Consider the following 25,683-nt stretch of genomic DNA (forward strand, 5'->3'; position numbering starts at 1 on the left):
ATGCTTTCAATAATCATTCCGTGCTTCAATCATGAGGCGAGCTTGTTGCGCGCGATAGACTCCGCGGAAAAGGTCAGGGGGGTGTGCGAAGTCATCATTGTCGATGACTGCTCGACAGACAATTCTCTAGAACTTATTCAATCAATTGCGGCTGAGCGTAAAAATATCCGTTATTTCTGCAACCCAAAAAATTCTGGGCCAGGATATTCGAGAAATCGTGGTGTGCACGAGGCCGGTGGGCAGTATTTGGCCTTTCTTGATGCAGATGACGAGCTAATCAATGCCGGATTTTATGAACAGGCCCAGGAGGTCATTCGGCAAGATCCATCGATCCGCGCAATCAAAGCAAATATGGAGTTTTTTGATCCGGTAAAGGGGTGGATATTGCCGGATTACGATCCACGCTATGTGCCGGCAGTTCTAAGTTCCGCATGCGCAACGGTCATTCAACGGGACATGTTTCTGCGGATGGGAGGGTTTTCTGAGGATGTCGTATTTCGTGGGCCAAATGGTGGCGAAGATGTTGCTTTCATGCAGGCATTGATGAATTGCGGTTCGCTGGGCAAGATTGATGTTGTGTCTTATCGTGTTTGGAGCAAGGATGGCGGGCACGCCGATCGTTTTCTGGCAATGACTCGTTTGACGAATTCCGGATTTGAATTTGTCATACGAGGACAGGAAGATAGTGATGTAGTTGAGAGGGCTGTTGAAGAATTCAAACAGATGGTAATTAAGCGCATGAAAGAGTCTGAGTAATTCGTTGTTCGAAGTAGCTTTGCTTGTGACGGCTATATCTACATCAAGACAACTGTTGTCTTAATTGCCCTGGCTAGATATTTAGGTGCGCATAATCCACAAATACTTGCGTTCCTTCTGGCCTGTTACCCATTGCTAGCGCACAAGCGTCTAGGGTGGTCAGCATCTGCTCCGTATATCTTTCAATGGTAAGCAGTTCCCGCATTTTCTCCGCTTGATCGATTCCGATCTGAATAATGATTTCTTGGTTTTTCAACGCAAAATCAATCCGCTCTGCAATGGAGTCTTTTGAGAAGCTGAATGTAAAAATTGAATGATCGGTGAAGTTGTCTACAAAGAAGCTTTGTTGGTTTGTTAGAAACGCTGTGTAGCGACCGGATGCTCGCAATGTTCTATCATGGGCGCCGGTTGAGGTGTTGGGGGACATGTCAACCACGGCAAGGGCGCGATCAATTAATTGTCGTGTTCCCGCGTAATCAGAACGAGGGTCGTAAGTTGCTTGTTTTCCAGAGAAGCTAACATGGTCCCAATTGACGCCACGTATCGTGACGGGGAAGTCCAACAAAGTCTTGGCGATCAATGTGCTTTTGACCCTTCTTAAATAATCGTCCAGCTGAGCTGAAAGGAAAAAGAATAGCCTTTGGTCCCGCTGGACTTCAATGTCCAAATTGGTGAAGTATTTCTCAATCTCTACAAAAGTATCTGCCGCGTCATCAAGTCGCGCCTCCAGATCGCGGGAGATGTCGAGTAGCAAACTACCCGTTGCCGGTGGAAGGCTTCGTCGCCAAAAATCTTTCAGCCGCTCCGGACAATTTCCGTTCTTCGGAAAAATTATCAGATTTTCTTTGGATTTTAAATGAAAGTCGACTCTCTGTTTTTCTATTCTGTCGAATGGGAATAATGGCATGTTTGCGGATATGCCAGCATTAGGAAACCATTTTTTGAAGTAAGCATGGTGTTCCTTGTGCCCATACACATTGATGGAGTTCTTATAGTCCTGTACGTGCTTGGAAGGGAAGTAAGCTGGAGAGTCTCCAAAAAGTCTTAGAAATGGAATGTCCGCTGATGCCCAAGGGGCTATCGCACTTCCTTCGCTTGTTGGAAGTAGTTCCCCTACCCCGAATGGTGATATGGCAAACCATATGGGTGATTCGCAGGCCTTCTGTAGGTTCGACAGCCAATCGTCTTTGGAAATATCTATAAAAACTATGCCTTTTGCCAGTTTTTCTAGAGGCTTTAAAATTTCAAGCGTGTGTTCCTTGAGGGCATCCCCTTCGCTTGGTGGGAGAATCCCGACGATTACTCCTCCGCGCTGATATTTCATCTGCAGGTGGCTGGGGCTGCTGGATGCGGGGCTTTCATGGCGTTTTCTGAAAGTGCGATAAAAAATATCGGCAAGCAGGTTTTTTAGCATGTAAATTCCAATTTTCAGCTATGTCAGCATACAAAAAATGTTTGACGATGCTTGTGCGAACTATCGAAACCATGGGGGGCGGTGGCGTCTCTTGGTGTCAATATTTTTCAGATTTTTACAGAAAATTTATGTGGGCTCGAATTCCTTCTGAGGGTTTTTGGTGCTGTTTTTATGTCATTAAACATCATGGTGCCTATTGTCGATAGGCATGGCGCAAATTTCCAAGAGTTCTATGCATATAAATAACCCTCGCCTTTCCGATAATTCGTGATTGGTGTTTATCGACGTTGATGCAATTTTTTGTTGCTGTGAGGCCAAGGTGTGCGCACCTGTTGAAGATCTAGTCGAATGTAAGGCCGAGGAGATTTAATTGGTGATCGTCTTCAGTGAGCTCCACCGGTTTCTCTTGTCTCGTTGGTTGGCTCTTTGAAAGTGAATTCGTTAGAGCTCTCTTTCTCAAAAACATCGAGTGCATCCGAGTTGATTTTTATTGGAAGAGAAAGTGTTTCGGATTGATCGTTTAGCAACGTCCTGCTTCTACTGATTCATCCATTTTTGTGTGCTTGATGTTGTCGTAAACGAGTGCGTCGGTGTTTTTCATGATTGGCTAGTGCCCAATATACGGAAAAACTATGGCTGCATAATAGATATCTTCAGGCTCTGCCCTGTTTTAGTTTGTTGCCTTTCTGGATGCAATGAACTCTGTAATTTCTTCGAGAGTTTCCGCTTCCATATCTGGATATATTGGCAGGCAAAGTATCTGGCGTGATGCTCGCATCGCTACGGGGAGGTTGTCCTTGTGGGCAGACGGCAGGCTCCTGTACATCGGAAACTCTGAAATGAGGGGGAAGAAGTATCGACGCGGGTGAATGTCAATATCTTTGAGCGACTGATAGAGGTCGTCTCTGGTGATCGGGTAGTCAGGCCCAACCAGAATCGGGAAATATGAGTAGTTTGCTTGTGTTTCCCCTGATTCGTTCAGGCAGGTTATTCCTTTGATATTGGCCAGGCGCAGACGGTATTCTGCGTCGATTTCGCGGCGTCGTTGTATTGCCAGATCGATGGATTGTAGTTGCAACAGCCCAAGTGCTGCGTTGAATTCGCTCATTTTGCCGTTGATGCCTGGCGCGACGACGCTGACTTCGCCGACGTGCCCGAAATTCTTGAGTTGGTCTATGCGCACTTTGGTTTTCTCGTCATGGCACACGATAGCTCCACCTTCAAACGTATTGAACACCTTTGTCGCATGGAAACTGAGGGCTGACAGGTCTCCATGATTAAGGATGCTGCCCTGCATATCTTTGACGCCAAAAGCATGTGCTGCGTCATAGATGACTTTCAGGTTGTAGTTATCAGCGATTTTCTGGATGTCGGCTATGTCGCAGGGATGACCGTAGCAATGCACCGGCATGATGGCCGTTGTTTGTGGTGTGATTGCAGCTTCGATTTTTGCAGGATCGATATTGAGCGTGACTGGAGAGACGTCGACAAAAACGGGTTTTATCCCATTCCAGAGTAACGCGTGGGAGGTTGCAATGAACGAGTACGGAGTCGTAATCACTTCCCCGGTAATCCGGAGTGCCTGGAGCGCCGTGAGGAGAGCCAAGGTCCCGTTTGTGAAAAGCGAAATGTGTTTGACGCCTAGGTACTCACAAAGAGCGTCTTCAAGTTGATGGTGAAACGGACCTCCGTTCGTGAGGTTCTTGCTATCCCATATTTGCCGCAGGTAGGGAATGAAATCTTCTAGAGACGGTAGATGAGGTTTGGTGACAAAGACTGGTCTAGTCGACATCTGGTGTTCCTGCATGCTTTGGTCTAGCACAGTAGGCCCCAAGGTTTTTCTGCAGTCAATAGTTGAGATCCGGTTGCGATCTTCGGAGCGATATATGGTTTGAGGCAAGGGAGCTATGAGGCAGTACTTGGCATCCAGACCAATCCGATGCCGCTCCGTGTTATGTGGGCGTACTTGTGTGGCCGGATCACCATTAAGTGCCTGGGTTAGCATTGTCTGCATGCTTTTGTGCTGCCATACCAACTGGGCTTGATCCCCTTGCTCACTGATATTTTCAACGGTTTTCTACCGCAAAGTCAGGGCACTAAGCGCCGCTGTCTGTACTGCTTGCACTTGGCGAAAATTGTCATTTTGCTTGTTACAGTTGGCGGGGGTGATTGACCCGCTGGTATTGCTGTTTCGTGGCTCCGACGTCTTTCTCAATCGTGTTGTGTGAAGTTCGTAAATTTCACCTCCATCATAATTTTGGTGGTAACAGGCATAATGCGTGACATTTCGATTTCTTCCTCTAACCTGATGCCTCGAAATTTTCCAGCCTTGGCTTTGTCTATCCTGATCATCGCGGCACAGTTCGGCTCGTTGTTTGCCTCGCATCGCTATCCTCAGACTGTTTTCTATAACGAATTCGCTGGAGCAGTAGCTCTCATGGCGTTAGTCGGGGCGTTGAGTCTCGTGGGCAAAGTTCAATGGCGAGTTTCTCTGTGGGCTCTCGTGTTGATAGGCGTAGTTCTCGCGAGCGGCTTGTGGCAAGCAATGGCGGCAGGGGGGAGTGTTTCAGCATCTCAGGGACTAATCTGTTATGTGATGCTAGTGCTGTGTGGGCTCATAGCGATACAAGCCGTGGCTCAGATACAAGGGACCGCGCAGGTCGCTAGCCTGTGTGCCTGGGGGATATTGGTCGTCGCATGTTTGCAATGCGTGGTGTCTGCACTTCAACTCAAGGGGGTATCTTCACCTGGGTGGATCATGGTGAAGTTGATGAATGCCGCTTACGGCAACATTGCACAAGAGAACCATTTCGCGAATTTGCTTTGGCTGGGGCTTGTCTCGCTTCTCTATCTGTGGCTCAAGCATAGCTTTCCGAGCAGTCTTGCGTTAATCGTTTGTGCTGTGCTCTGTATGTTCTCAGCCTTATCAGTATCGCGAGCTGTTTGGCTTTATACCGGGGCTCTACCGCTTGTTGCTGTCATATATGCGAAACGCATGGTATTGGCTGAAAAGAGAAGAGTATGGATAGGCGTTGGCATACAGCTACTGCTGAGCGTGCTTTCCCAACTTTGGTTAGCGTTTGGTGGTGCGCAGGCGGCACTTGGTGTGACTTCTGCGATAGATCGCGTCAGCGAAGGCGGATCAAACGGGCAGCGAATGTTCGACTGGATGATTGCCGCCAAGACGATGCTCGCACATCCGCTGACAGGGGTTGGGCCAGGCATGTTTCCGTGGCAAACGGCGCTTGGGACGATTGGTCTAGCGCCTGTCAACTACGTGCGCATAGGTGAGAATGCACACAACACCGTGTTGCATTTTGCAGCCGAATTCGGGTTGCTATTCATTGTTGTCGTATTGAGCTTGATTGCCGCGTGGTTGTGGCGTCGCTGGAAGGAGGCGCCAACGCTTGAGAGCTTGTGGGGGCTCGGGGTCATTGCGGTGCTTGGGGCGCACAGCATGGTTGAGTATCCGTTGTGGTATGCCTATTTCCTCGTGCCTTTGGCGTGCGCCATCGGTGTGATTGATGCGGGGGACGAGCGCTTGCCGACCCTGCGTTTCAACGCGCGCTGGTTGTTGATTCCGGTGTTGTTGGGGGTGCTGGTGCTCGGTTCGACATGGAAGGATTACCGTCGTCTTGAGGCTGCTTATAAGATCTTGAATGAAGGCCCGGGCGCGAAGTCGGATGCGTGGGCTGAGCTGGATGCCGTGGGGGCTTCGATCAGTCAGACTTCATTGATGGCTCCACAGGCGGCGATCCTGCGTTTGCGTGCGTGGCGTACTAACGATCTGCAGCGCGTGCCGGAGATCGTGCAGGTGTGTGATGAGAGCTTGAAGATCAAGCCACAGTACAACTCGCTGCTGGCCTGCGTGGCGGCGTATACCTTGAGCGGCCGCAAGGCTGAGGCTGATCAGATCAACGAGATTGTCTGTGGTGCCTTTGCGCCGGTGCATAGTCGGCCTTTCATCGAGTACGCGCAGAAGCTTTATGCCCCTCGTGGCTGGAATTTGCCGCCACAAGGGCGCTGCCTGTAGTTGCCGCGGGGCGAACGGGGCCGGGCGCCAGCGGCGTTTGGACTGCGCTTTGCCCGTATACTGCCGCCCATTCCGTTGTGGGCGCCTCGGGCGCAGGGGCAATGCTTTCAGTGAAACATCGAGGTGGTCTGGCGTCTCTTCGCATGGCGATCAGTCGCCGTCTGCTGGATTTTGTTCTGCGTGGGCGCGATACCACAGCGCTGCCTCTGCATGTGTTGCTGCCCGGTGATGAAGTGTCTGGTGAGATGCTGGTGGCGGGTATTCACGAGGGGCAGTTGTTGCAGCCTTTGATGGATCACTTTCTTGCTGCTCACAAGCCGCACTTTGCCAATGAAGTGGCTCTCGATGTCGGTGCCAATATCGGCAATCATTCGTTGTTCTTTTCGCGCCACTTTCGCACGGTGCTTTCTGTCGAGCCCAATCCACGCACGCTTACCATCCTGAGGGCTAATGCCGCGTTGAGCGGGGCGGATGTCCGGGTGTTGCCAGTTGGCTTCGCGGATCAAGATGGCGCTCTGAGCTTTTTTTCGAACCATCAAGGCAATCTAGGCGCTTCCGGCTTTGCGTTCGCGCAGGGGCCAACGGATGCGCGCAGCGGGGAACAGATCGAATGCGCTGCGCGACGTGGCGACGCGGTGCTGAAGGAGGTGCTTGGTGTCGATGGTGCGCCTCGTATCGGCTTGATCAAACTGGATGTCGAGGGGGCTGAGCTGAGTGCCTTGCGTGGGCTCACCGAGTGTCTGGCGCGTGACAAACCTTTCGTCATTTTCGAGAGTTTGAGAACGGACGGAGAGAGCGGCGGGCTGGCGATTTTCTCTTTCCTGCGTGGGGCAGGGTATGCAAGTTTCTACGCAATCGAGAGTTCGGTTACGAGCGCAAAGCCGTCAGCTTTTGGCTGGCTGAGGCGCTTGTTCTGCGGCGAGCATGTGCGCTTGAGGCGTTTGGAGGCGCCCGTTGCGGGTGATGCCTATCTGATGATTCTGGCTGTACCCGCAGGCCGTGAACTGGTTGGTGCATGAGGATTCTTGTCGTCATTCCCACGGTGTTTGGCGGGGGAGCGGAACAAGTCGCCGCCATTCTGGCGCGCGAATGGAGTGGCGCGCATGAGGTGCGCGTGCTGGCCTGGCAGGGGCCCGGTGAGTCTCTCGATTTCGGTGTTCCGGTGCGTTTTGCGAATCTCGGGGTGCAGCAAGGCCTTGCGAGAAAACTGCGCAATGTGTGGCGTCGTGTCTGTCTTGTCAGACAGGAGATGCAGCGCTTTCGTCCAGAAGTGGTGATGGCTTTCATGGACGAGGCGGGCATGCCTTGTGTGTTGGCTGCGGCGACTCGGGGTGAGCTCTCACGCCTGATCGTCAGCGTGCATCACAATCCGCAATGGATGCCGCGTTGGCGGCGTATCCTGCTGGGTTTGTTTTATCGGTTTCCTGCAGCGGTGGTCGCAGTGTCAAGGGGCGTGCGCGACGAGCTGGTGGGCGCTTTGCACTTGCAGCCCAAGCGGTTGCGTCATATCCCGAATCCCCTGGTGACGCGTGTAGTGCCTGTTGAAGCGCAGTCCCTTGATGTCGCGAACGGGCTGGACGACAGGATGCCGAATGGCTTCCTGCTCGCAGTCGGGCGTATCGATCGATATACAAAGGGTCTGGACGTGCTGATTGCGGCCTATGCATCTTTGCCGACGCCGCGTCCGGGATTGGTCATCGTCGGTGACGGCCCTGACCGCAAGCTTGTCGAAGAGGATGCAAGGCGCGCGGGCGTGGAGCATGAGGTCTTGTTTACCGGCTGGCTGACGGATCCGCGACCGTTCTATCGTCGCGCGGCGCTCTTCGTACTGGCGTCGCGCTATGAGGGCTGGTCGAATGTGTTGATGGAAGCCATGGGAGAAGGATGCCCTGTGGTTGCGACACGTTGTCCGTATGGGCCACCGGAAATTCTGGGCGAAGATCTGGCTCACCTGCTGGTAGCGCCAGATGACGTGGCGGCGCTGGCGCAGGGAATCCAGATGGCATCGGCACTCGGTCGGGCTGAGCGTGAGGCTTTGTCTCTGGCCCTGCGTGAACGTGTGCAATGTTTTGCAGCAGACAAGGTTGCTGCGCAGTGGATCGATCTGGCTGGAACATTGCAAGGCAGAGCATCCACATGAGCTTGCGTGCGTCCCTTGCCTACATCACGGTGCGTGCGGTTTCCGGCGTGCTATCGGTGTGCTCGCTGTCGCTGTTCGTGCGTGGCCTCGGTGCAGAAGAGTATGCGAACTTTGCTTTGGGCCTGGCGGCCGCAGCGCTGGTCTCCACGGTGTTGATGATTCCGCTTAACACTACGCTGGCGCGTTTGTATGGCGATAGCACTTTGCGCGCTCGCGTGCAGGCCAGTTTGCTGGCCGCCGTGCTGGGATTCGGGGGTGGGCTGCTTGTCGCGGCGTTGGTGGCAGAGTGGCTTGGCGCATCGTGGCTGGCTCCCTGGGTGCTGCCCGCCGCGGCCTTGTTTGCGGCGACCCAGGGCGTGCTGGACTTCTCCGTACAACGCGCAAACTCAGCTTTGGAGACGCGACGCTACGGCTATCTTCTACTTGTCAAAGCCGTCGCCGTGATCGGGCTGGGCGTCGCCACAATTCACTTGTTCAATGGCGCCCCGGCGTTGCTTCTGGCGATGTCCATGGCATGCATGATTTCGGTTGCCGGCAGTATGCGCGGGCGATTCTCCCTGCGCGGTTGCGACGCGTCCCTCGCGCCGCGCATAGCCGGGTTTGCCGCGCCACTGATGGTGACCTGCTTTCTCAGTTATTTGCTGAACTGGGGCGACCGGTACCTGTTGATGCATTTCGTACCGATGGCGGAGCTTGGGCGTTACAGCGCGCTCGCCGATCTGACTCAGCAGACGCTGGTGCTGGTATGCAGCGGGCTCGGGGCGGCGTGGTATCCACGCATCGTGCAGGCCTGGGGAGCGGGCCAGCGTGAGGAGGCGCAGCGCTTGTTTTCGCGCTACGCCGTGATTGCGGTGTCTCTGGTCATGCCCGCTGCAATCGGCTTTTCATTCCTGCTGTCGCCTGCGGCCGCACTGCTATTCGGGCAGGGGTTTGCTGATCTACCGCCGAACTTGCCGACTTTGCTGGTGCTTGCCGCAGTAGTCGGTGGTTGCAAGAGCTTCTATTTCGACGTGCCGCTGTTGCTTGCCGAACGCACGTGGCAGCTTGCTGGCGGCATTGCCTTGTCGGCTGCAATGTCCCTGGTATTGATGAGCTGGGCCTTGCCGCGTCATGGCATCAGCGGCGCTGCAATGGGCTTGTTGTGCGGGCAGACACTGGGTTTGCTCTATAGCTTCTTGATGGGAAGGGCGGTGTTGCATCACCGCCTCGGATCACGCCAGCTATTTACCGTGCTGGTCGCGAGTGCGGTGATGGGGTGTGGGCTATGGGCGTGGCAACCAGGCGGCTTTGCCGGCTTGCTGCTCCGTTTCCTGACTGCCGTGCTGATTTACGCCCTGGTGCTGCTGGTGCTGGACTTCGATGGAGCGCGCGCGCGCATCGCGGGCGCGTTGAGGCGTACGCCATGAAGATCGTGCTCTTCGCCAATACCGACTGGTTTCTCTACAACTTCAAGCTCTCGCTCGCCAAGGCTTTGCGTGCACGCGGTGATGAGGTGGTGTTGCTGAGTCCGCCCGGTGAGTATGGCCCGCGACTGCGCGAGATGGGATTTCGCTGGGAGCCCTTGCCCGTGTCGCGTAGCGGGATCAATCCGCTGGCCGAGCTCGCAGCGATACGTCGCGTGGAGGCTTTGTACCGCGATGTACGGCCGGATGTCGTACATCACTTCACCATCAAGTGCGTTATTTACGGCTCGCTTGCCGCGAGGCGTGTCGGCATAAGGCGGATCGTCAATTCCGTGACCGGCCTGGGCTTTGCATTGTTGGCCGATACTTTGAAGGCGCGTTGCATCCGTCCCGTGGTGCTGGCGCTGTACCGGCTTGCGCTGCGCAATACGCAGGTGGTCTTCCAGAATGCGGACAATCGCGACACGCTGGCCGCGAAGGGTGTGCTGGCGCGCAGCAAGGTCCATGTAATTGCCGGCGACGGAGTGGACTCGGCGTACTTCGTGCCCCCGCAAAGCGAGGGCCAGCAACTCGTGGTGCTGATGATGGCGAGGCTGCTTTATCCCAAGGGCATCCGGGAGTTTGTCGAGGCCGCACGGCGTGTGCGTAGCACCATGCCGCAGGTGCGCTTCCTGCTGGCTGGAGAGCCTGACCCGGGCAATCCTGAAAGTGTTGATGCAGCGACGCTGGCTGCCTGGAAAGCAGAGGGCGTCGTGGAGTTTCTTGGTCACCGCTCCGATGTTCTGGCGCTGAACCAGACCTGCAGCGTGGCGGTTCTGGCCAGTACGCAGGGCGAAGGTATTCCGCGTTCCCTGCTGGAGGCGGCCGCCTGTCGTCGGGCTCTCGTTGCGACGAACGTGCCGGGATGTCGCGCACTGGTTGTTGATGGGCAGACCGGTTTGCTGGTGCCGCCATGCGACTCGGGCGCGCTGAGCGAGGCGATCCTGCGCCTGCTCAAGGATGCTGCTTTGCGTGCCAGGCTTGGACTTGCTGCACGCGAGTTGGTCGAGCAGCGCTTTTCAGACCAGTGCATCACTGGCCAGACTTTTGCCGTGTACGATGCGGCCGCAAATGCCTGACGTTTTTTTTCTCGTGCCCTTGCTGGCATTCGCTCTCTCCGCTGTGATCTGCCTCGCGCTGGCACGCCTGGCGCCGCGTCTGCGTCTGCTGGACCTGCCTGACGAGCGCAAGCGCCATGACGATGCTATTCCTGTAGTAGGCGGTATCGGCATCCTGGCAGGCTTGTTGCTGGCGATGGCAGCGGGCGGTCAGCGCTTGCCGCTGGAGGCTTTACTGCCCACCTTGTTGCTATTCGTGATTGGCGTGGCCGACGATATGCGCGGCATGCGGGCATCGCTCAAACTCCTCGCCCAGATCCTGGCCGCCTGGTGGCTGATCAACCTGACGGATGCGGCCCTGTTCTCCATTCCCGCGCCGTTTGCCCACGGGCAGTGGGTACTCGGCTCGCTTGCGACACCGGTGACCATGCTGCTTGTTGTGGCATTGCTCAATGCCATCAACATGATCGATGGGCTTGATGGTCTGGCTGGCGGATGCATGGCCATCGCGGCGCTGGGCGCAGCCTATGCGGGCCTGGTGACCGGGCATGGCGATCTTGCCGGGATTGCATTGGCATTGTTCGCAGCAGTGCTGGGCTTCCTCATCTGGAATGCGCGGCTGCCATGGCAAGCGCGTGCGCGCATGTTCCTCGGCGATGCCGGGGCACTGGGTGTCGGCATGTTGCTGTGCTGGCTGGTGTTCAAGTTGTCGCTCACGCCCGGCGGCATTCGCGTGCCGGTCACCGTGGCGTTGGCGCCTTTGGCGGTGCCGATGATAGACATGCTGGTCGTCGCTTTCTGGCGTCTCGCCGAGCGCCGCAATCCGATGCAGGCCGATCGTGGTCATTCGCATCACCTGCTGCTCGAAATCGGATTGCCTGCCGCGACGGTAGTACGGGTCATCTGGCTGGCCTCGGCGCTGGTGACGCTTGCAACCTTCGTGGCCTGGCGCCTCGGCGTGGCGGAGGGGCGTCTGCTCGGCGTCTTGTTGTTGTGCTCGGCAGTGCACATGATCTGGTTTCGTCGCAGCTGGCTGGCGCTGCGAAGACGACAGCGAGCCGGGAGCCACTGAGCATGCGCGTGCTGTTCATTTCCTCCGGACTGGGCGTTGGGGGGGCCGAGACCGCGCTGGAGCGTCTGATTCCTCACCTGCAGGCCAAGCGGGTGATATGCGAGGTCGTGTCCTTGCGCGAAGAAGGCGAAGTCGGCGCCCGGATGATGTCTGTCGGCATCACCGTGCACGCCTTGGGCATGCAGCCTCCAAAGCCTTCGCTGCAAGGCTTGTTACGCCTGTTCCGGGTGGTGCGGCATTTCAAGCCGGATGTCATACAGGGCTGGATGTATCACGGCAATATCGCGGCGCACATTGCGCGGCTGGCCGCGCCGCGCGCGGTTGTGCTGGGCGCGGTTCACCAGACGCTTGCGCGTCCGGAACTGGATCCCTGGACGACACGCGCCGTGATCCGCCTCGATGCGCTGTTGTCGCATCTGGGGAGTCGTACGATCTATGTCGCCCATAGCGCGGCTGAGCAGCACGTGGCGCATGCCTATTCGAAGCGTGCTGCCGTGGTGTTGCCTAACGGCTTCGACACCCGGCGCTTTGCGCCAGACGCAGAAGTCAGGCGAGGCATGCGCAAGCATCTGGGCTTTGCCGACGGCGATTTCGTGATCGGCACGGTCGGCCGTTTTCACCTCGTCAAGGACCATGCTGGATTCCTGAAGGCCGCCATCGAGGTGGCACAGCGTTTCGCGCATGTGAGATTCGTCATGGCGGGGGCCGGGCTGGATGCAGGCAACGCTGCGCTGGCGCCCTTGCTGACGCATCCGGCGCTGCAGGGCAGGGTGGCAATGCTGGGGGCGCGTAATGACGTGCCTCAGCTGATGCAAGCGCTCGATGTATTCGTGCTCAGCTCACTGAGTGAAGGCCTGCCGAATGTTGTGGCCGAGGCGATGAGCTGTGCGGTGCCCTGCGTAGTGACACGGGTGGGCGATGCGCCGTGGATGGTGGCGGATACAGGCTGGGTCGTGCCGCCCGGTGTACCGGCGTCGCTGGCGGCCGGCATGGCGGCTGCCGTTGTCATGGAACCGGCCCTGTTAGCGCAGCGCGGCAAGGCTGCGCGTGTCCGGGTAGAGTCCGAGCTGGCCATTTCCGGCGTGGCGCGCCGCTACATCGAGCTATACGAAGATCTCGTGCCGCAGCGCGCTACTTGAGCGAACTGATCAGGGCGCCGGAGGCGTCATCAACCTGTCGAAGTTGTTGATGTGGTCGTCCAGATTCTGTTCGAGCATGGAGCGGTACTGATTGACCAGCAGGTCTATCGTTTCCTGACGCTTTTCCTTCATCGCAGCGCCGGATTCGAAGTCGGTGGCGCTAACCCATGAATTGAATCGCGACAAGGCGAACATGAACGAGCCGCTGACCAGGCTGATGCCCAGCGTGCCGTCACAGTGCTCGTTGGCCAGCTTGATGTATTCATTGGCACGGTCGTAGAACTTCTTGTCGATCGGGATATCTGCCATTTTGTCGTCCTCTGTCGTCGTTTTTATGATTGATGCGGCCGCGCTTTGCGGTCTGTTGCGCGGGTCGTCAGGCCATTCTAGCGGAAGCCTGATTCGGCCCGCCGTATCGAGGATCCATCAATGTGCAGGACTGCCTGAGCTGCAAAAGTTATAATCCGCGATTCTTTCAGCTACGCCTCAGCTCCAAAAGTCATGTCTTCTACGCTCAATACCCTGTCTGCCCTGTCACCGCTCGATGGCCGCTACGCGTCCAAAGGCGACGGGCTGCGTCCGCATTTCTCCGAATTCGGCCTGATCCGCAACCGCGTGCGCGTGGAAGTAGAGTGGCTCAAAGCCTTGGCGGCTGCCTCGCATGTTGGCGAGATCGCGCCGTTCTCCGCCGCGACGATTGCCGAGATGGATGCGGTCGTGGCCAATTTCTCCGAAGCCGACGGTGAGGCCATCAAGGCCATTGAAGCGACGACCAATCACGACGTGAAGGCCATGGAGTACTGGCTCAAGGCGCGCTTCGAAAGCAATGCCGAAGTGTCGAAGGCCTCCGAGTTCATTCACTTCGCCTGCACTTCGGAAGACATCAACAACACTTCGCATGCGCTGATGCTCAAGGAAGCGCGCGATGCGGTGCTGCTGCCGGCCATCGACCGCGTGATCGCGCGTTTCGTCGAACTGGCGCATCAGCATGCTGACCTCGCCATGCTGTCGCGTACGCACGGCCAGACGGCCAGCCCGACGACGCTGGGCAAGGAAATGGCGAACATCGTCTATCGCCTGCGCCGCACGCGCAAGGCCATCGCGGCTGTCGAGATGACCGCCAAGTTCAACGGCGCAGTCGGCAACTACAACGCCCACCTGTCGGCCTACCCGGAAACCGACTGGGCGGCGTTCAACCAGACCTTCATCGAGTCGCTGGGTCTGGTGTTCAATCCCTACACGATCCAGATCGAGCCGCACGACAGCATGGCCGAGCTGTTCGACGCGATCGCACGTCTGGACACGATCCTCATCGACGCTTGCCGCGACATCTGGATGTACATCTCGCTGGGCTTCTTCAAGCAGAAGCTCAAGGCTGGCGAAGTCGGCAGCTCGACGATGCCGCACAAGGTCAATCCGATCGACTTCGAAAACGCGGAAGGCAACTTCGGCGTGGCCAACAGCCTGCTCAAGCACTTCAGCGAAAAGCTGCCGATCTCGCGCATGCAGCGCGACCTGACCGACTCGACCGTTCTGCGCAATATGGGCGTGGGCTTCGGTCACTCGCTGCTGGGCCTCGAGTCCTGCCTGCGCGGCCTGAACAAGCTCGAGTCCGATCCGGTGCGTGTTGCCGCCGATCTGGACGCTGCCTGGGAAGTGCTGGCTGAGCCGATCCAGACCGTGATGCGCCGCTACGGCATCCCGAAGCCATACGAGCAACTCAAGGAGCTGACGCGCGGCACGGGCATTACCATGGAAGCGCTGCAGGCCTTCGTCGGCAAGCTGGCGATTCCTGAGGCAGACAAGCAACGTCTGCTCGACATGACACCTGCCAGCTACATCGGCGCTGCTGCGGCGCTTGCCAAGGCAATCTGATGGTGCTGCGCCGTTCGGGTAAGCGATCAGGCAAGCGATCGGGCAAAGCAAGGCATGGCTGATCCGCGCCCGATCGGCGTTTTCGATTCCGGCGTTGGCGGCCTGTCGGTGCTGCGCGAAATCCGCGCGAGGCTGCCACACGAAGACCTGATCTATTGCGCTGACTCCGGTTTCGCACCTTACGGCAGCCGCTCGCCGGAGGAGATCCGCGAGCGCTCGTTGTTCCTCTCTGAGTTCCTGTTGAAGCACGATTGCAAGGCGCTCGTCATCGCCTGCAATACCGCGACTGCGGCTGCCGCCGATTACCTGCGCGCGCGCTGGCCGGCCTTGCCCATCATCGGCATGGAGCCGGCCGTCAAGCCCGCGACAGCGGCGACGCACAGCGGCGTGGTCGGCGTGCTGGCTACCGTGGGCACGCTGGCAAGCGCGCGCTTTGCAGCTTTGCTCGACACGTTTGGTAGCGAAGTTGAAGTGGTCACGCAGCCGTGCCCCGGGCTCATGGAATGTGTTGAGCGCGGCGAACTGGAGTCGCCGGCGACGCGCGCACTGCTGACTTCTTACGTGGAGCCCTTGATGCAAGCCGATGCGGACGTCGTCGTGCTGGGCTGCACGCACTATGTTTTCCTGCGTCCGCTGGTGCAGTCGCTGGTCGGCCACGCAGTGAAACTCATCGATACCGGCGCCGCGGTGGCTGCGCAGCTCGAACGCAAGCTCATCGCCGCGTCCGCGCTGGCTTTGCCGCAAGGCGTGGGCAGCGAGCGTTTCTGGGTCAGCGGTGACCACCAGCAAATGAACACGACCTTGCAGATGCTCTGGCATGAGCAGGCTGTGTTTTCGATCCTGCCCGAACGGAGCCCTCAATGAACATCGCCTTCCTGAGCATCGTCATCGCCTGTTTCATGCCTTTGATCCTGACTGTCATCGCCAAGTCAGGCGGCGCCCGCGACAAGCGCTACGACAACAGCGAGCCGCGCGTGTGGCTGGGCGATCTGGCTGGTTGGCCGCGCCGCGCCAACGCGGCCCAGCAGAACAGCTGGGAGGCGCTGCCCATTTTCGTCGCCGGAGTGCTGATGGCGGCGCATTCGCAAGTGCCGCAGGGCACGCTGGATTTCTGGGCTGTCTGGTTCATCGTGGCGCGCGTGATCTACGCGATTCTCTACATTGCCAACCAGTCCAGCTTGCGCAGCCTGGTGTGGGCGCTGGCGTTGTTGGCACCGCTTCGGCTGATGATCGCTGCGATCTGACGTACTTCTGGTTCTGGCCCAGAGTTGAGCCATTCTCACTGCCGGATAAACGATAGCTTTCCACAGGTAATCTGCAGCGTGGGAGCTCTGCGATCGCGTAGATTCCCGTCACGCCGGTGTCACACGAGAAATGTCAATTTATGTGAACTTGTGCCATGACCCGTACTGCCGTGCGGGGTAAAGTTCACCCCCCCGTTCGCCGTTGAAAGACGAACTCACGGCAGGGTGTTGGCGAAGCGTGAAACAAGTACCGACGCCAATCGGAGAGTCGGTAATATTGTGCTAAAAATCGTTAATATCGCCATATTCAACAAATTTAACAGGGCCGCTCATGGCGATCAGCATTGATAGCTGCGCAGCAATGCACATTGGAGACCGCTCCGAACAGCAGGACCGACTGGCCATTTTTCCTCATCCAAGCCGCCCGGGTTGCATGCTGGCGGTCCTGGCAGACGGCATGGGCGGGCATTCCGGCGGGGCCATGGCTGCTGAGCAGGTCATCCTGAAAGCGCGCCAGAATTTTGCGAGCTACGCGCCCTCCAGCGAATCACCAACCGAATTCCTGCGCAACGTCATTGACGACGCGCACGTCATCATCAAGCTCACGCGCTTCACCAGCGAGCAGGATCCACACAGCACGGCGGTTGTGTTCATGCTGCGTCCCGGCCATGCGGACTGGGCGCACTGTGGCGATTCGCGCCTGTACCATTTCCGCAATGGCGCTCTGGTCGCGCGCACGCCAGATCATTCCCTCGTCGAAGAGCTGCTGCGTTCGGGGCGTATCACCGAGGAGCAAGCCGAGACGCATCCTCAGCGCAACCTGCTGCTGTCCTGCTTGGGGGCCGAACGGGATCCACGTATCGACACCGGCGGCACGCCAGCTTTGCAGGCGGGCGATGCTTTCATCATCTGCTCTGATGGCTTGTGGGCCTATTTCCCGGACGAAGAGCTGGGGCAGACCCTGCACGAGCAGGATGCACGTACTGCAGCGCGCACCCTTATCGATGCCGCCAGAAAGCGCGCCCAAGGGATGGGTGACAATATTTCCCTCGCCATCATCAAGGTCGTGCCTGCCTGATTGATGTACAAGCCTTTGATTCCTTTAGAGAATGAAAAGGCTTTGAAATATTTTCGATCACTTCGAAATTTTTTCTAAAGTTCGACACCGGACGGCCGTAAAGAATTTTGTGGGGTTTCTCCACGCATCGACTCTCTCCTTGAAGCCGCCTCGCAAGAGGCGGCTCTTTTCTTCAAGTGCCTTGATTTGTAAGGATCGGCGCACTACACCAAGCAGACAGGGTCGTTCTTTTTTACCGTCGTCGTTGAACGTGAGTGGAATTCGAGTCATGGGTCGATCGTCCTTGCAGTCCCTTGAAGCCAGCAAATCGCTGGCGCAATTGCTGGCCCTCAACGCCATGTTTGACGCTGCGCGTATGGGTGAAGCAGGGCGCGAATCGGCGAAAGTGATTCAGGCTGCTGCAGATGCGAGCAATACGAGCGAGCCTGCTGACCCGGTGTGTGATGTGCTGCTGGCGCACTGCTATGCAGCCCTGATGGAAAACGGCGAACGCCCCCAGCGTTTCAGCTGAAGCAGCCGGCAAAAGCCTGCTCAAAGCCAATACGGCTCCGGACTTCCGGGGCCGTTTGCTTTTGTGCCGGATGAAAAGGCCGGCATTTCTGCATTTTCTCTACCCGGCAAGTATTGCCTCCCCGGCAAATAATCGCCTCCATTGGCAAATTGCCACACGGACCGATCTGACCCAGGGTTATGGCAGAAGAAAGTGATGCAGATAAGAGCGAAGCCGCGTCTGGCCGAAAGATCGACCAGGCACGGGAGCAGGGCAATGTCCCTCGTTCGAAAGAGCTCTCGTCTTTCCTGGTCCTGATCGTCGGCGTAGCTACCTTGTGGATCATGTCGGGCTGGATGTACCAGCGCCTCGGCGGTGTGATGCGTCAGGGCTTTTCGCTCACGCGCGAACAGGCCTTTGAGCCAAACATGATGGGCAAGGCGCTGCTTGAGCTGTTCTCGAACGGCATGATCACGCTGGCGCCCTTGCTGATCATCATCATGATCGCGGGCGTGGCGTCGCACATCGTGCTGGGCGGTTTCGTGATCAGCGGCGAGGTCTTCAAGTTCGACCTGACGCGCATGGATCCGGTCAAGGGGATGAAGCGATTTGTGTCGATCACCGGGCTGGTCGAGCTCGTCAAAGGCGTATTCAAATCGGTTTTCATTCTCGGCGTGGCAGGCTATCTCGTCTGGCGCTACCGCTTCGAGATGCTGGGCCTGATGGGCATGCCACTCAATGTGGGCCTGCAGCGCTTCGCGGAGATGTTGATGATTGCTGCGTTTGCCCTGAGCAGCAGTCTTGCCCTCATTGCTGCCATGGATGTGCCTTACCAGATCTGGCACTACTTCAAGGAATTGCGCATGACCAAGCAGGAGCAAAAGGACGAGAACAAGGAGTCCGAAGGCGATCCGCAGGTCAAGGGCAAGATCCGCCAGCGTCAGCAGGAGATGGCCCGTCGCCGCATGATGGAGGCAGTACCCAAGGCCGATGTCGTGGTGACCAACCCGACACACTTTGCCGTGGCGCTCAAGTACGAGTCCGGCAAGATGGGCGCGCCCACCGTGGTGGCCAAGGGCGCTGATTTTCTCGCGCAGACCATCCGCGAGCTGGCGAAGGAAAACAATGTGCCCTTGCTCGAATCGCCTCCGCTGGCACGTGCGCTATTCCATCACGCCAAGGTTGATCAACAGATCCCGGCCGCGCTCTACACCGCTGTTGCCGAGGTCATGGCTTACATCTATCAGCTCAACCAGTTCATTGCCGAAGGTGGCTTGCCACCCCAGGCGCCGGGAATCATTGGCGTGCCCGAAGGCATGGACCCCGGGGTTGAAACCCCGCCCACGCTTCACTGATCGACGATCGTTGCCAGATGCGGGTTGCATACAGATTCCCGAAGCAACCGAGTGCTGCTGGCAAGCAAGACGAGACATCAAGGACTACTGAAATATGGCAACCGCAGGACCCAATTCGCTTGATCTGAGACAGCTGTTCGCGCCGAGCAACATCCGGCAACTGGCCGCACCGATCCTGGTGCTGCTGGTGCTGTCGATGATGGTGCTGCCGCTGCCGGCCTTCGTGCTCGACGTGTTCTTCACCTTCAACATCGCCATCTCGATGATCGTGTTGCTGGTGGCGATGTACAACCGCAAGGCGCTGGATTTCTCGATCTTCCCGACGGTCCTGCTGATCACCACGCTGCTGCGCCTGTCGCTCAACGTGGCCTCTACGCGCGTGATCCTGAGTGAAGGGCATAGCGGTGCCGATGCGGCCGGCAAGGTGATCGAAGCTTTTGGCCACTTCCTGATTGGCGGAAACACGGCCGTGGGTATCGTGGTGTTCATCATCATCACGGTCATCAACTTCGTCGTGGTTACAAAGGGTGCTGGTCGTATTGCCGAAGTGGGCGCACGCTTTACCTTGGACGCGATGCCAGGCAAGCAGATGGCCATCGATGCTGACTTGAATGCGGGTTTGATCAACGATGCGGAAGCCAAGAGGCGCCGGGGTGAAATCGCCGCTGAAGCGGACTTCTACGGCGCCATGGATGGTGCCTCGAAGTTCGTGCGCGGCGACGCGGTCGCCGGCATCCTGATTCTCGTCATCAACATCATTGGCGGCCTGATCGTCGGTGTCGTGCAGCACGACATGGAGATAGGCCGGGCTGCCAACGATTACACCCTGCTGACCATTGGTGACGGACTGGTCGCACAGATTCCAGCGCTGATCATCTCCGTCGCGGCCGGTCTGGTCGTGTCGCGCGTGGGTGAAGACGGCGACATCGGCGCGCAGTTCGTCAATCAGCTCTTCAACAATCCGCAGGTGCTGGTGCTGACGGCCGTTATCCTGGGCCTGCTCGGTCTCATCCCCGGCATGCCAAATCTGGTCTTCCTGCTGCTGGCGAGTGCCTTGGGCTATCTGGCGTGGAAGCAGGGCAAGCGCGTCGGCGCTGCGAAGACGGATGAAGTGGAGAAGCCTGCGACGCAGATTGCCGCCAGCGCTGCCGAAATGGAAGCCAGCTGGAGCGATGTCACGCCGGTCGATGTGCTGGGCCTCGAAGTCGGCTATCGCCTGATTCCGATGGTCGACAAGAGCCAGAACGGCGAGCTGCTGACGCGTATCCGCGGCCTGCGCAAGAAATTTGCACAGGACATCGGTTTCCTGCCGGCACCGGTGCACATCCGCGACAACCTCGAGCTGCGCCCGAACCTTTACCGCATCACGTTGAAGGGCGTCGAGATCGGACAGGGCGAAGCCTATCCGGGCCAGTTCATGGCCATCAATCCGGGGCGGGTATCGGGCCGTTTGCCCGGCAACGAGACGAAGGATCCAGCGTTCGGTCTGCCTGCCGTGTGGGTGGACTCGGCGCTGCGCGATCAGGCGCATGCGCTGGGCTACACGGTGGTCGATGCGAGCACCGTCATCGCCACGCACATCAATCACGTCATCCTGTCGCATGCGGCCGACTTGCTCGGTCGTCAGGAGACGCAGCAGCTGCTCGATCACATCGCCAAGGATGCGCCGAAGCTCGTCGAGGATCTGGTACCGAAGGCGCTGCCACTGCACGTCATGCAGCGTGTACTGCAGAACCTGCTGGAGGAGGGCGTCAACATCCGCGACATGCGCAGCATCGTCGAGTCGGTCGCCGAGAATGCCTCGCGTACGCAGGATCCGGCCGAGCTGGCGGCGCGCGTACGGACTGCATTGGGCCGCGCAATCGTGCAAGGGCTCTTCCCGGGCAATGCAGAGATGCAGGTCATCGCGCTGGATCCGAGCCTCGAGCGCTTGCTGCAGCAAGCCATGCAGAGCGGCGGACCGGATGCGGCGGCGATCGAGCCAGGCCTCGCCGACACCTTGCTACGCGACACGGCAACGGCTGCGCAACGTCAGGAAGATCTGGGGCTCACGCCGGTCTTGCTGGTGCCGAACGGCTTGCGCTGGCTGCTCTCGCGCTTCCTGCGCCGCGCCGTGCCTTCGCTCAAGGTCGTCGCGCATTCCGAGGTGCCGGAATCGCGAACCATCCGCGTCACCGCCGTCATCGGTGGCGGCTAGAGATCGAGTCCCGTTGGCCTGCGCTCATCGCGCGGGCCGGGTCGCGAAGTCTTGCATGCTGTGGGTGGTGGCTGAATAACCGCAGCATTCCCCCTTCATTCCCGCGTAAGCCTGCGCCTCGCTCCCTGTAAGAATCGCGCTATTACGGCATGGTGACTTTCTGGTTGCCTGCTTCGGTTCGGTAGGCAAAAGAGATCTGCTCTGCAAAAGCGCTGGCAGTGAATGTTTGAGGGAGGTGCGTCATGGTGAGTGTCCGCAAATTTTTCGGCAAAACAGCCCGCGAAGCTTTGCTCGCCTTGAAGTCGGAGCTGGGGGCCGATGCCGTGGTGCTGTCCAACCGCGCCGTCGCAGGGGGCGTCGAGATCGTGGCCTTGCCGGCCGAATCGATGGGTGAGCTCAATGCCACCGTGCGTGCGGCTCGTCAGCCTGCGCCACCGCCTGCCATGCCCAGCCGCACCTTGCCGACAAGCGACTTCCCGCCTGAAGACGAGCACAGTGCCAACATCGGCAAGCAGATTGCCGCTCAGTTGGCGCGCCGTAGCCAGTCTGCACCGAAGCCGGTATTCCGTACGGGTATCGATGCTCCGGCACACGATGAAGACACCGGCGGTCATCAGATGGTGCGCAGCTTCAATCCTCCCCGCGTGACGCTGGATGCGGATCGCCGCGTGGTTCCTTCGCATCAGCCGCCACGCCCCGAGGCTCCACGCAATACGCGTCCGGATCGTCCTGATTTGCCGGAGCGCCGCCGTGCCGCCGTGGAGGATGGCTATGCCAACGATGCGCGCGTGCAAAGTCTTGAAGCGACCAATGCCCAGCTCATGCAAGAGCTGAGCTCCATCAAGGGCATGCTCGAGCGCCAACTGGCCGGATTCGCCTGGAGTGAGATCTCACGCAACGCGCCTGCTCGTACGCAGATGATGAGCGAATTGCTGGAGGCTGGTTTCTCCGCGCAGCTCACGCGCCGCCTGACCGAGAACATTCCCGGCGAAGCGCAGATCAATGAAGCGCGTGACGAAGTGCGCCGCATGATCAACCGTGACCTGCGCGTGCAAGACAATACCAATGACATCATCGATCGCGGCGGCGTGTATGCCCTCGTCGGTCCTACCGGGGTCGGCAAGACGACGACGACAGCCAAACTGGCGGCGCGTTGTGTGGTTCGCCATGGTGCTGAACAGCTGGCGTTGATTACTACGGACGGTTACCGGATTGGCGCACACGAACAGTTGCGCATCTATGGCCGCATTCTCGGCGTGCAGGTGCATGTGGTGCGCGATGCCGCAGATCTGCGCCAGACCCTGCAGGACCTGCGCAAGAAGCACATGGTGCTGATCGACACGGTGGGCATGGGCCAGCGCGACAAGATGGTCAACGAGCAATCGGCGATGCTGACCTCCGCTGGCAATGTACGTCGTCTGCTGTGTCTGAACGCGACGGCGCGCGGCGACACGCTGGACGACGTCGTGAGCGCCTACGAAGGCCCTGATCTGGCCGGCTGCATATTCACCAAACTCGACGAAGCAGCCTCGGTGGCGCCGGCACTGGATGTAGCCATGCGTCACGAGCTGTCATTGTTCTACATCGCCAACGGTCAGCGCGTGCCGGAAGACCTGCACGTGCCGAACCGCACTTACCTGATTCACCGCGCGATGCGTGAGATTGCCGCGGATTCACCGCACAAGATCGACCGCGCCGATACTGGTCTGTTGATGGCCACCGCGCGCGCACCGAGCACTACACGAGGAGCAGCTGGCGTATGACGGATTCACTGCATCGGGACCAGGCTGCGGGTTTGCGTGCCATGCTCAATCAAGTGCCACCAGAGGTGCTCGCTGTTGTGCCGTGTGGCGCCGCGTCGATGCGCTGGATGGCGCGTCAGGCTTTGCAACGCGCCGCACTCGGGCAACGCGTACTGGCGTTCGATGAATGGCAGATATCCGGCAATTTCTCCGACTGTGTAGGCGTGTCACCGCGCTTCGATCTGCAGCAAGCCGTCGAAGGGTTGGTCAGTCTCGATGACTGCATGGCCGCTGGTGCGACGACAGGGGGCGATGCGGGTTCCGATGCCTGCGGATTGCATGTGCTCTCGGTTGCCAAGCTGGCACGATCGATCAATGAGGATCGCATCCTGCAGCAGCGTACGGCAGATTGCCTGCTGCGCCTGCAGGCGGTTTCGGATGAATGGTTGTTGTTGGCGCGCCCCTGTGATCTGACGGGCTTGTCGTCTTTTGCGCGTGCCGCACCACGTCTGTTGCTCGTGATAGAACCGCAGGAGCGCGCCATTACCCAGGCCTACGCAGCCCTCAAGAGACTGGTGCGCGGTGCCGATACTCTTGCAGTTGGCGTTTGCGTCGTAAGTGCCGATGAGGCTGCCACGCGGCTGCTTATCTCCCGTTTTACGCAACTGGCTGAATCTCAACTGGGTATCGAGGTCCAAGCCGTCAGCAGCCTTGGCGAAGCACTGTGCCTCGCCGGTAGCCACGGCAAGGAGCTGGGTGGTCATGCAGGTCACAGTTTTGCCGAGAAGCTACTGGGCCGCGCACGCAGCGCGACGACGACCGCCATCATGGGCTTCAGCCGTGGTCCGGCAATGGCGTGGTAACGACGCAGGGCGTGAGCGCTTCCGCTAGGCCCGAATAGGGCACGAACACAGGTCTTTTTCCGCAAGGCAGCTTGCGAGGGGCCGGAGCACAATGAATTCACCGTGCTGGGGCACAACCGGCTTCACGGCAGGGCGCACATCAGGGAGTGGCATTTGCTGCTGATGTGTCAACTAATTCCGACTGAGTCTGATTGAGAGAGCGGCATGTACAACGCAGCGGGAACCCTGGACAAAGACCAGCTTGTGGCGCGCTACGCGCCCCTGGTCAAACGAATTGCCTACCACCTCATGGCCAAGCTTCCGGCCAGCGTGCAGGTGGAGGACATCATTCAGAACGGCATGATCGGTCTGCTGGATGCCATCAGTCGCTACGAGGAAGGTCTTGGCGCGCAATTCGAGACCTACGCCGTGCAGCGCATCCGTGGTGCCATGCTGGACGGCTTGCGTGAGAACGACTGGCTGCCACGCAGCCTGCGCCGCGAAATGCGCCGTATCGAAACGGCTGTTCACAGCCTTGAACAGCAGCATGGCCGTCAGCCCACCGAGCGCGAACTTGCCGAAACCCTGGGCATGACGCTCGCCGACTACCAGAAGATGTTGCAGGAAGCGCGCGGCTACCAGCTCGTGTACTTCGAGGACTTTGGCGACGAAGACGAAGACGACTACCTGGAGCGTCACATCGTGGGTGCAAGCGGTGACCCGCTTGATCTGCTGGAAGACGCCAGTATGCGCAGCGTGCTCATCAAGGCCATCGAAGATCTGCCCGATCGCGAGAAGATGGTGATGGGCCTGTACTACGAAGAAGATCTCAATTTGCGCGAAATCGGTGAGGTGCTGGGTGTTTCCGAGTCGCGTGTCTGTCAGCTGCACAGCCAGGCCATTGCCCGTCTGCGCTCGCGTATTGCCAGCGGCCGCGAGTCGTCCATGCAGGCGACCGGCGGGCGCCGCGCCAGCGCCGCATAGGCATCGCGTTCTTACTGTCGCGACGCTGCGGGTCTTAAACTGTCTTTCCGATATTTCCCTGCTGAACGGAACCAATGGACGTCATAAGCCTGGCGGGTCTGCTGCTTGCAATCGTGGCCATCGTGGGAGGGCAAGTCCTCGAAGGTGGGCACATTGCTTCGCTTATCCAGCCGACGGCTTTCATGATCGTGCTGGGCGGCACCATCGGTGCCGTGATGTTGCAGAGCCCGTGGCGAACCTTCGTGACGGGGCTGCGCATCTCCATGTGGGTATTCAAGCCACCGGTACCGCCATTGCACGAACTCATCGAGCAGATCGTGGGCTGGAGCAATATCGCTCGCCGCGAAGGGCTGCTGTCGCTTGAGAACAAGATGGAAGGCATGACCGATCCGTTCATGCGCAAGGGTGTGCAATTGCTCGTCGATGGTGTCGAACCCGAACACATCCGCGAAGTGATGGAAGTGGAAATCACGACTTGGGAGACCGAGATGAAACAGGCCTCCAAGATCTGGGACGCAGCGGGGGGCTACGCACCTACGGTCGGCATTCTCGGTGCCGTGATGGGGCTGATCCATGTCATGGAGAATCTTTCGGATCCGGCCAAGTTAGGTAGCGGCATTGCCGTTGCCTTTGTTGCGACGATCTATGGCGTTGGCTCAGCCAACCTGATCTTCCTGCCGGTAGCGAAGAAGATACAGGCGAACATCATGCGTCTCGTGGCCGTCAGGGAAATGCTTTTGGAAGGCATTGTGCGTATCGCCCATGGCGACAACCCGCGCATCATCGAGAGCCGTCTGCAGGGCTACATCATCTGACCCTGCC

Annotated in this window: 22 protein-coding genes; 19 read left to right on the forward strand and 3 right to left on the reverse strand. The window is 58.4% G+C overall.

Translation table 11 applies throughout. The features are described from left to right. On the forward strand, window positions 1-756 hold the full coding sequence (locus VVD49_RS18165) for a glycosyltransferase family 2 protein (protein WP_327600638.1): 756 nt from the start codon (window positions 1-3) through the stop codon (window positions 754-756). A gap of 73 nt (window positions 757-829) precedes the next feature. Here VVD49_RS18165 and VVD49_RS18170 read toward each other — a convergent pair whose 3' ends face one another. Together VVD49_RS18170 and VVD49_RS18175 are read right to left on the reverse strand one after the other, a co-directional pair. Continuing rightward, window positions 830-2,170, reverse strand: coding sequence for a hypothetical protein (locus tag VVD49_RS18170; protein WP_327600639.1), 1,341 nt, complete (start codon window positions 2,168-2,170; stop codon window positions 830-832). 670 nt (window positions 2,171-2,840) lie between these two features. After that, window positions 2,841-3,962 (reverse strand): DegT/DnrJ/EryC1/StrS family aminotransferase, encoded by a 1,122-nt coding sequence (locus VVD49_RS18175; RefSeq protein WP_327600640.1) that lies wholly within the window; start codon window positions 3,960-3,962, stop codon window positions 2,841-2,843. A gap of 483 nt (window positions 3,963-4,445) precedes the next feature. Between VVD49_RS18175 and VVD49_RS18180 the strand changes: the two genes are divergently transcribed. The 7 genes from VVD49_RS18180 to VVD49_RS18210 all read left to right on the forward strand — a co-directional run bounded on the left by VVD49_RS18180 (window position 4,446) and on the right by VVD49_RS18210 (window position 13,054). Beyond that, window positions 4,446-6,203 carry a PglL family O-oligosaccharyltransferase gene (locus VVD49_RS18180; protein ID WP_327600641.1) on the forward strand — a complete coding sequence of 586 codons (1,758 nt, stop codon included), beginning with the start codon at window positions 4,446-4,448 and terminating at the stop codon, window positions 6,201-6,203. 143 nt (window positions 6,204-6,346) lie between these two features. Continuing rightward, complete coding sequence (locus VVD49_RS18185; protein ID WP_327600642.1) at window positions 6,347-7,222, forward strand: FkbM family methyltransferase; 876 nt, start codon at window positions 6,347-6,349, stop codon at window positions 7,220-7,222. Then, window positions 7,219-8,343, forward strand: a complete 1,125-nt coding sequence (locus VVD49_RS18190; RefSeq protein WP_327600643.1) for a glycosyltransferase — start codon at window positions 7,219-7,221, stop codon at window positions 8,341-8,343. The genes VVD49_RS18185 and VVD49_RS18190 overlap by 4 nt, the downstream gene beginning before the upstream one ends. Beyond that, window positions 8,340-9,749, forward strand: coding sequence for a lipopolysaccharide biosynthesis protein (locus VVD49_RS18195; protein ID WP_327600644.1), 1,410 nt, complete (start codon window positions 8,340-8,342; stop codon window positions 9,747-9,749). The genes VVD49_RS18190 and VVD49_RS18195 overlap by 4 nt, the downstream gene beginning before the upstream one ends. Next, window positions 9,746-10,864 carry a glycosyltransferase family 4 protein gene (locus VVD49_RS18200; RefSeq protein ID WP_327600645.1) on the forward strand — a complete coding sequence of 373 codons (1,119 nt, stop codon included), beginning with the start codon at window positions 9,746-9,748 and terminating at the stop codon, window positions 10,862-10,864. Before VVD49_RS18195 ends, VVD49_RS18200 begins: the two co-directional genes overlap by 4 nt. Then, window positions 10,857-11,915, forward strand: coding sequence for a glycosyltransferase family 4 protein (locus tag VVD49_RS18205; RefSeq protein ID WP_327600646.1), 1,059 nt, complete (start codon window positions 10,857-10,859; stop codon window positions 11,913-11,915). The genes VVD49_RS18200 and VVD49_RS18205 overlap by 8 nt, the downstream gene beginning before the upstream one ends. A 2-nt stretch (window positions 11,916-11,917) precedes the next feature. Next, window positions 11,918-13,054 (forward strand): glycosyltransferase, encoded by a 1,137-nt coding sequence (locus VVD49_RS18210; protein WP_327600647.1) that lies wholly within the window; start codon window positions 11,918-11,920, stop codon window positions 13,052-13,054. Between the two features lie 9 nt (window positions 13,055-13,063). Here VVD49_RS18210 and VVD49_RS18215 read toward each other — a convergent pair whose 3' ends face one another. Continuing rightward, window positions 13,064-13,363: a DUF3144 domain-containing protein gene (locus tag VVD49_RS18215; RefSeq protein ID WP_327600648.1), complete on the reverse strand. Its 300-nt coding sequence runs from the start codon at window positions 13,361-13,363 to the stop codon at window positions 13,064-13,066. Window positions 13,364-13,555: 192 nt separating this feature from the next. Between VVD49_RS18215 and purB the strand changes: the two genes are divergently transcribed. The 11 genes from purB to VVD49_RS18270 all read left to right on the forward strand — a co-directional run bounded on the left by purB (window position 13,556) and on the right by VVD49_RS18270 (window position 25,676). Next, complete coding sequence (gene purB, locus VVD49_RS18220) at window positions 13,556-14,929, forward strand: adenylosuccinate lyase (RefSeq protein ID WP_327600649.1); 1,374 nt, start codon at window positions 13,556-13,558, stop codon at window positions 14,927-14,929. Window positions 14,930-14,983: 54 nt separating this feature from the next. Continuing rightward, window positions 14,984-15,793 carry a glutamate racemase gene (gene murI, locus VVD49_RS18225; RefSeq protein WP_327600650.1) on the forward strand — a complete coding sequence of 270 codons (810 nt, stop codon included), beginning with the start codon at window positions 14,984-14,986 and terminating at the stop codon, window positions 15,791-15,793. After that, complete coding sequence (locus VVD49_RS18230; RefSeq protein ID WP_327600651.1) at window positions 15,790-16,173, forward strand: MAPEG family protein; 384 nt, start codon at window positions 15,790-15,792, stop codon at window positions 16,171-16,173. The genes murI and VVD49_RS18230 overlap by 4 nt, the downstream gene beginning before the upstream one ends. A gap of 331 nt (window positions 16,174-16,504) precedes the next feature. After that, on the forward strand, window positions 16,505-17,251 hold the full coding sequence (locus VVD49_RS18235; protein WP_327600652.1) for a PP2C family protein-serine/threonine phosphatase: 747 nt from the start codon (window positions 16,505-16,507) through the stop codon (window positions 17,249-17,251). A 268-nt stretch (window positions 17,252-17,519) separates the two neighbouring features. After that, window positions 17,520-17,762, forward strand: a complete 243-nt coding sequence (locus tag VVD49_RS18240; protein ID WP_327600653.1) for a hypothetical protein — start codon at window positions 17,520-17,522, stop codon at window positions 17,760-17,762. Window positions 17,763-17,941: 179 nt separating this feature from the next. Then, window positions 17,942-19,096 carry a flagellar biosynthesis protein FlhB gene (flhB, locus tag VVD49_RS18245; RefSeq protein ID WP_327600654.1) on the forward strand — a complete coding sequence of 385 codons (1,155 nt, stop codon included), beginning with the start codon at window positions 17,942-17,944 and terminating at the stop codon, window positions 19,094-19,096. 94 nt (window positions 19,097-19,190) lie between these two features. Next, complete coding sequence (flhA, locus tag VVD49_RS18250) at window positions 19,191-21,293, forward strand: flagellar biosynthesis protein FlhA (RefSeq protein WP_327600655.1); 2,103 nt, start codon at window positions 19,191-19,193, stop codon at window positions 21,291-21,293. A 242-nt stretch (window positions 21,294-21,535) separates the two neighbouring features. Next, on the forward strand, window positions 21,536-23,056 hold the full coding sequence (gene flhF / locus VVD49_RS18255) for a flagellar biosynthesis protein FlhF (RefSeq protein WP_327600656.1): 1,521 nt from the start codon (window positions 21,536-21,538) through the stop codon (window positions 23,054-23,056). Further along, window positions 23,053-23,898 carry a MinD/ParA family ATP-binding protein gene (locus tag VVD49_RS18260; protein ID WP_327600657.1) on the forward strand — a complete coding sequence of 282 codons (846 nt, stop codon included), beginning with the start codon at window positions 23,053-23,055 and terminating at the stop codon, window positions 23,896-23,898. The genes flhF and VVD49_RS18260 overlap by 4 nt, the downstream gene beginning before the upstream one ends. Before the next feature lie 204 nt (window positions 23,899-24,102). After that, window positions 24,103-24,861 (forward strand): RNA polymerase sigma factor FliA, encoded by a 759-nt coding sequence (locus tag VVD49_RS18265; protein WP_327600658.1) that lies wholly within the window; start codon window positions 24,103-24,105, stop codon window positions 24,859-24,861. Window positions 24,862-24,935: 74 nt separating this feature from the next. Continuing rightward, window positions 24,936-25,676: a flagellar motor protein gene (locus VVD49_RS18270; protein ID WP_327600659.1), complete on the forward strand. Its 741-nt coding sequence runs from the start codon at window positions 24,936-24,938 to the stop codon at window positions 25,674-25,676. The last annotated feature ends 7 nt before the right edge of the window (window positions 25,677-25,683 follow it).

This window comes from Uliginosibacterium silvisoli (assembly GCF_036017035.1).
Classification (GTDB): Bacteria; Pseudomonadota; Gammaproteobacteria; order Burkholderiales; family Rhodocyclaceae; genus Viridibacterium; species Viridibacterium silvisoli.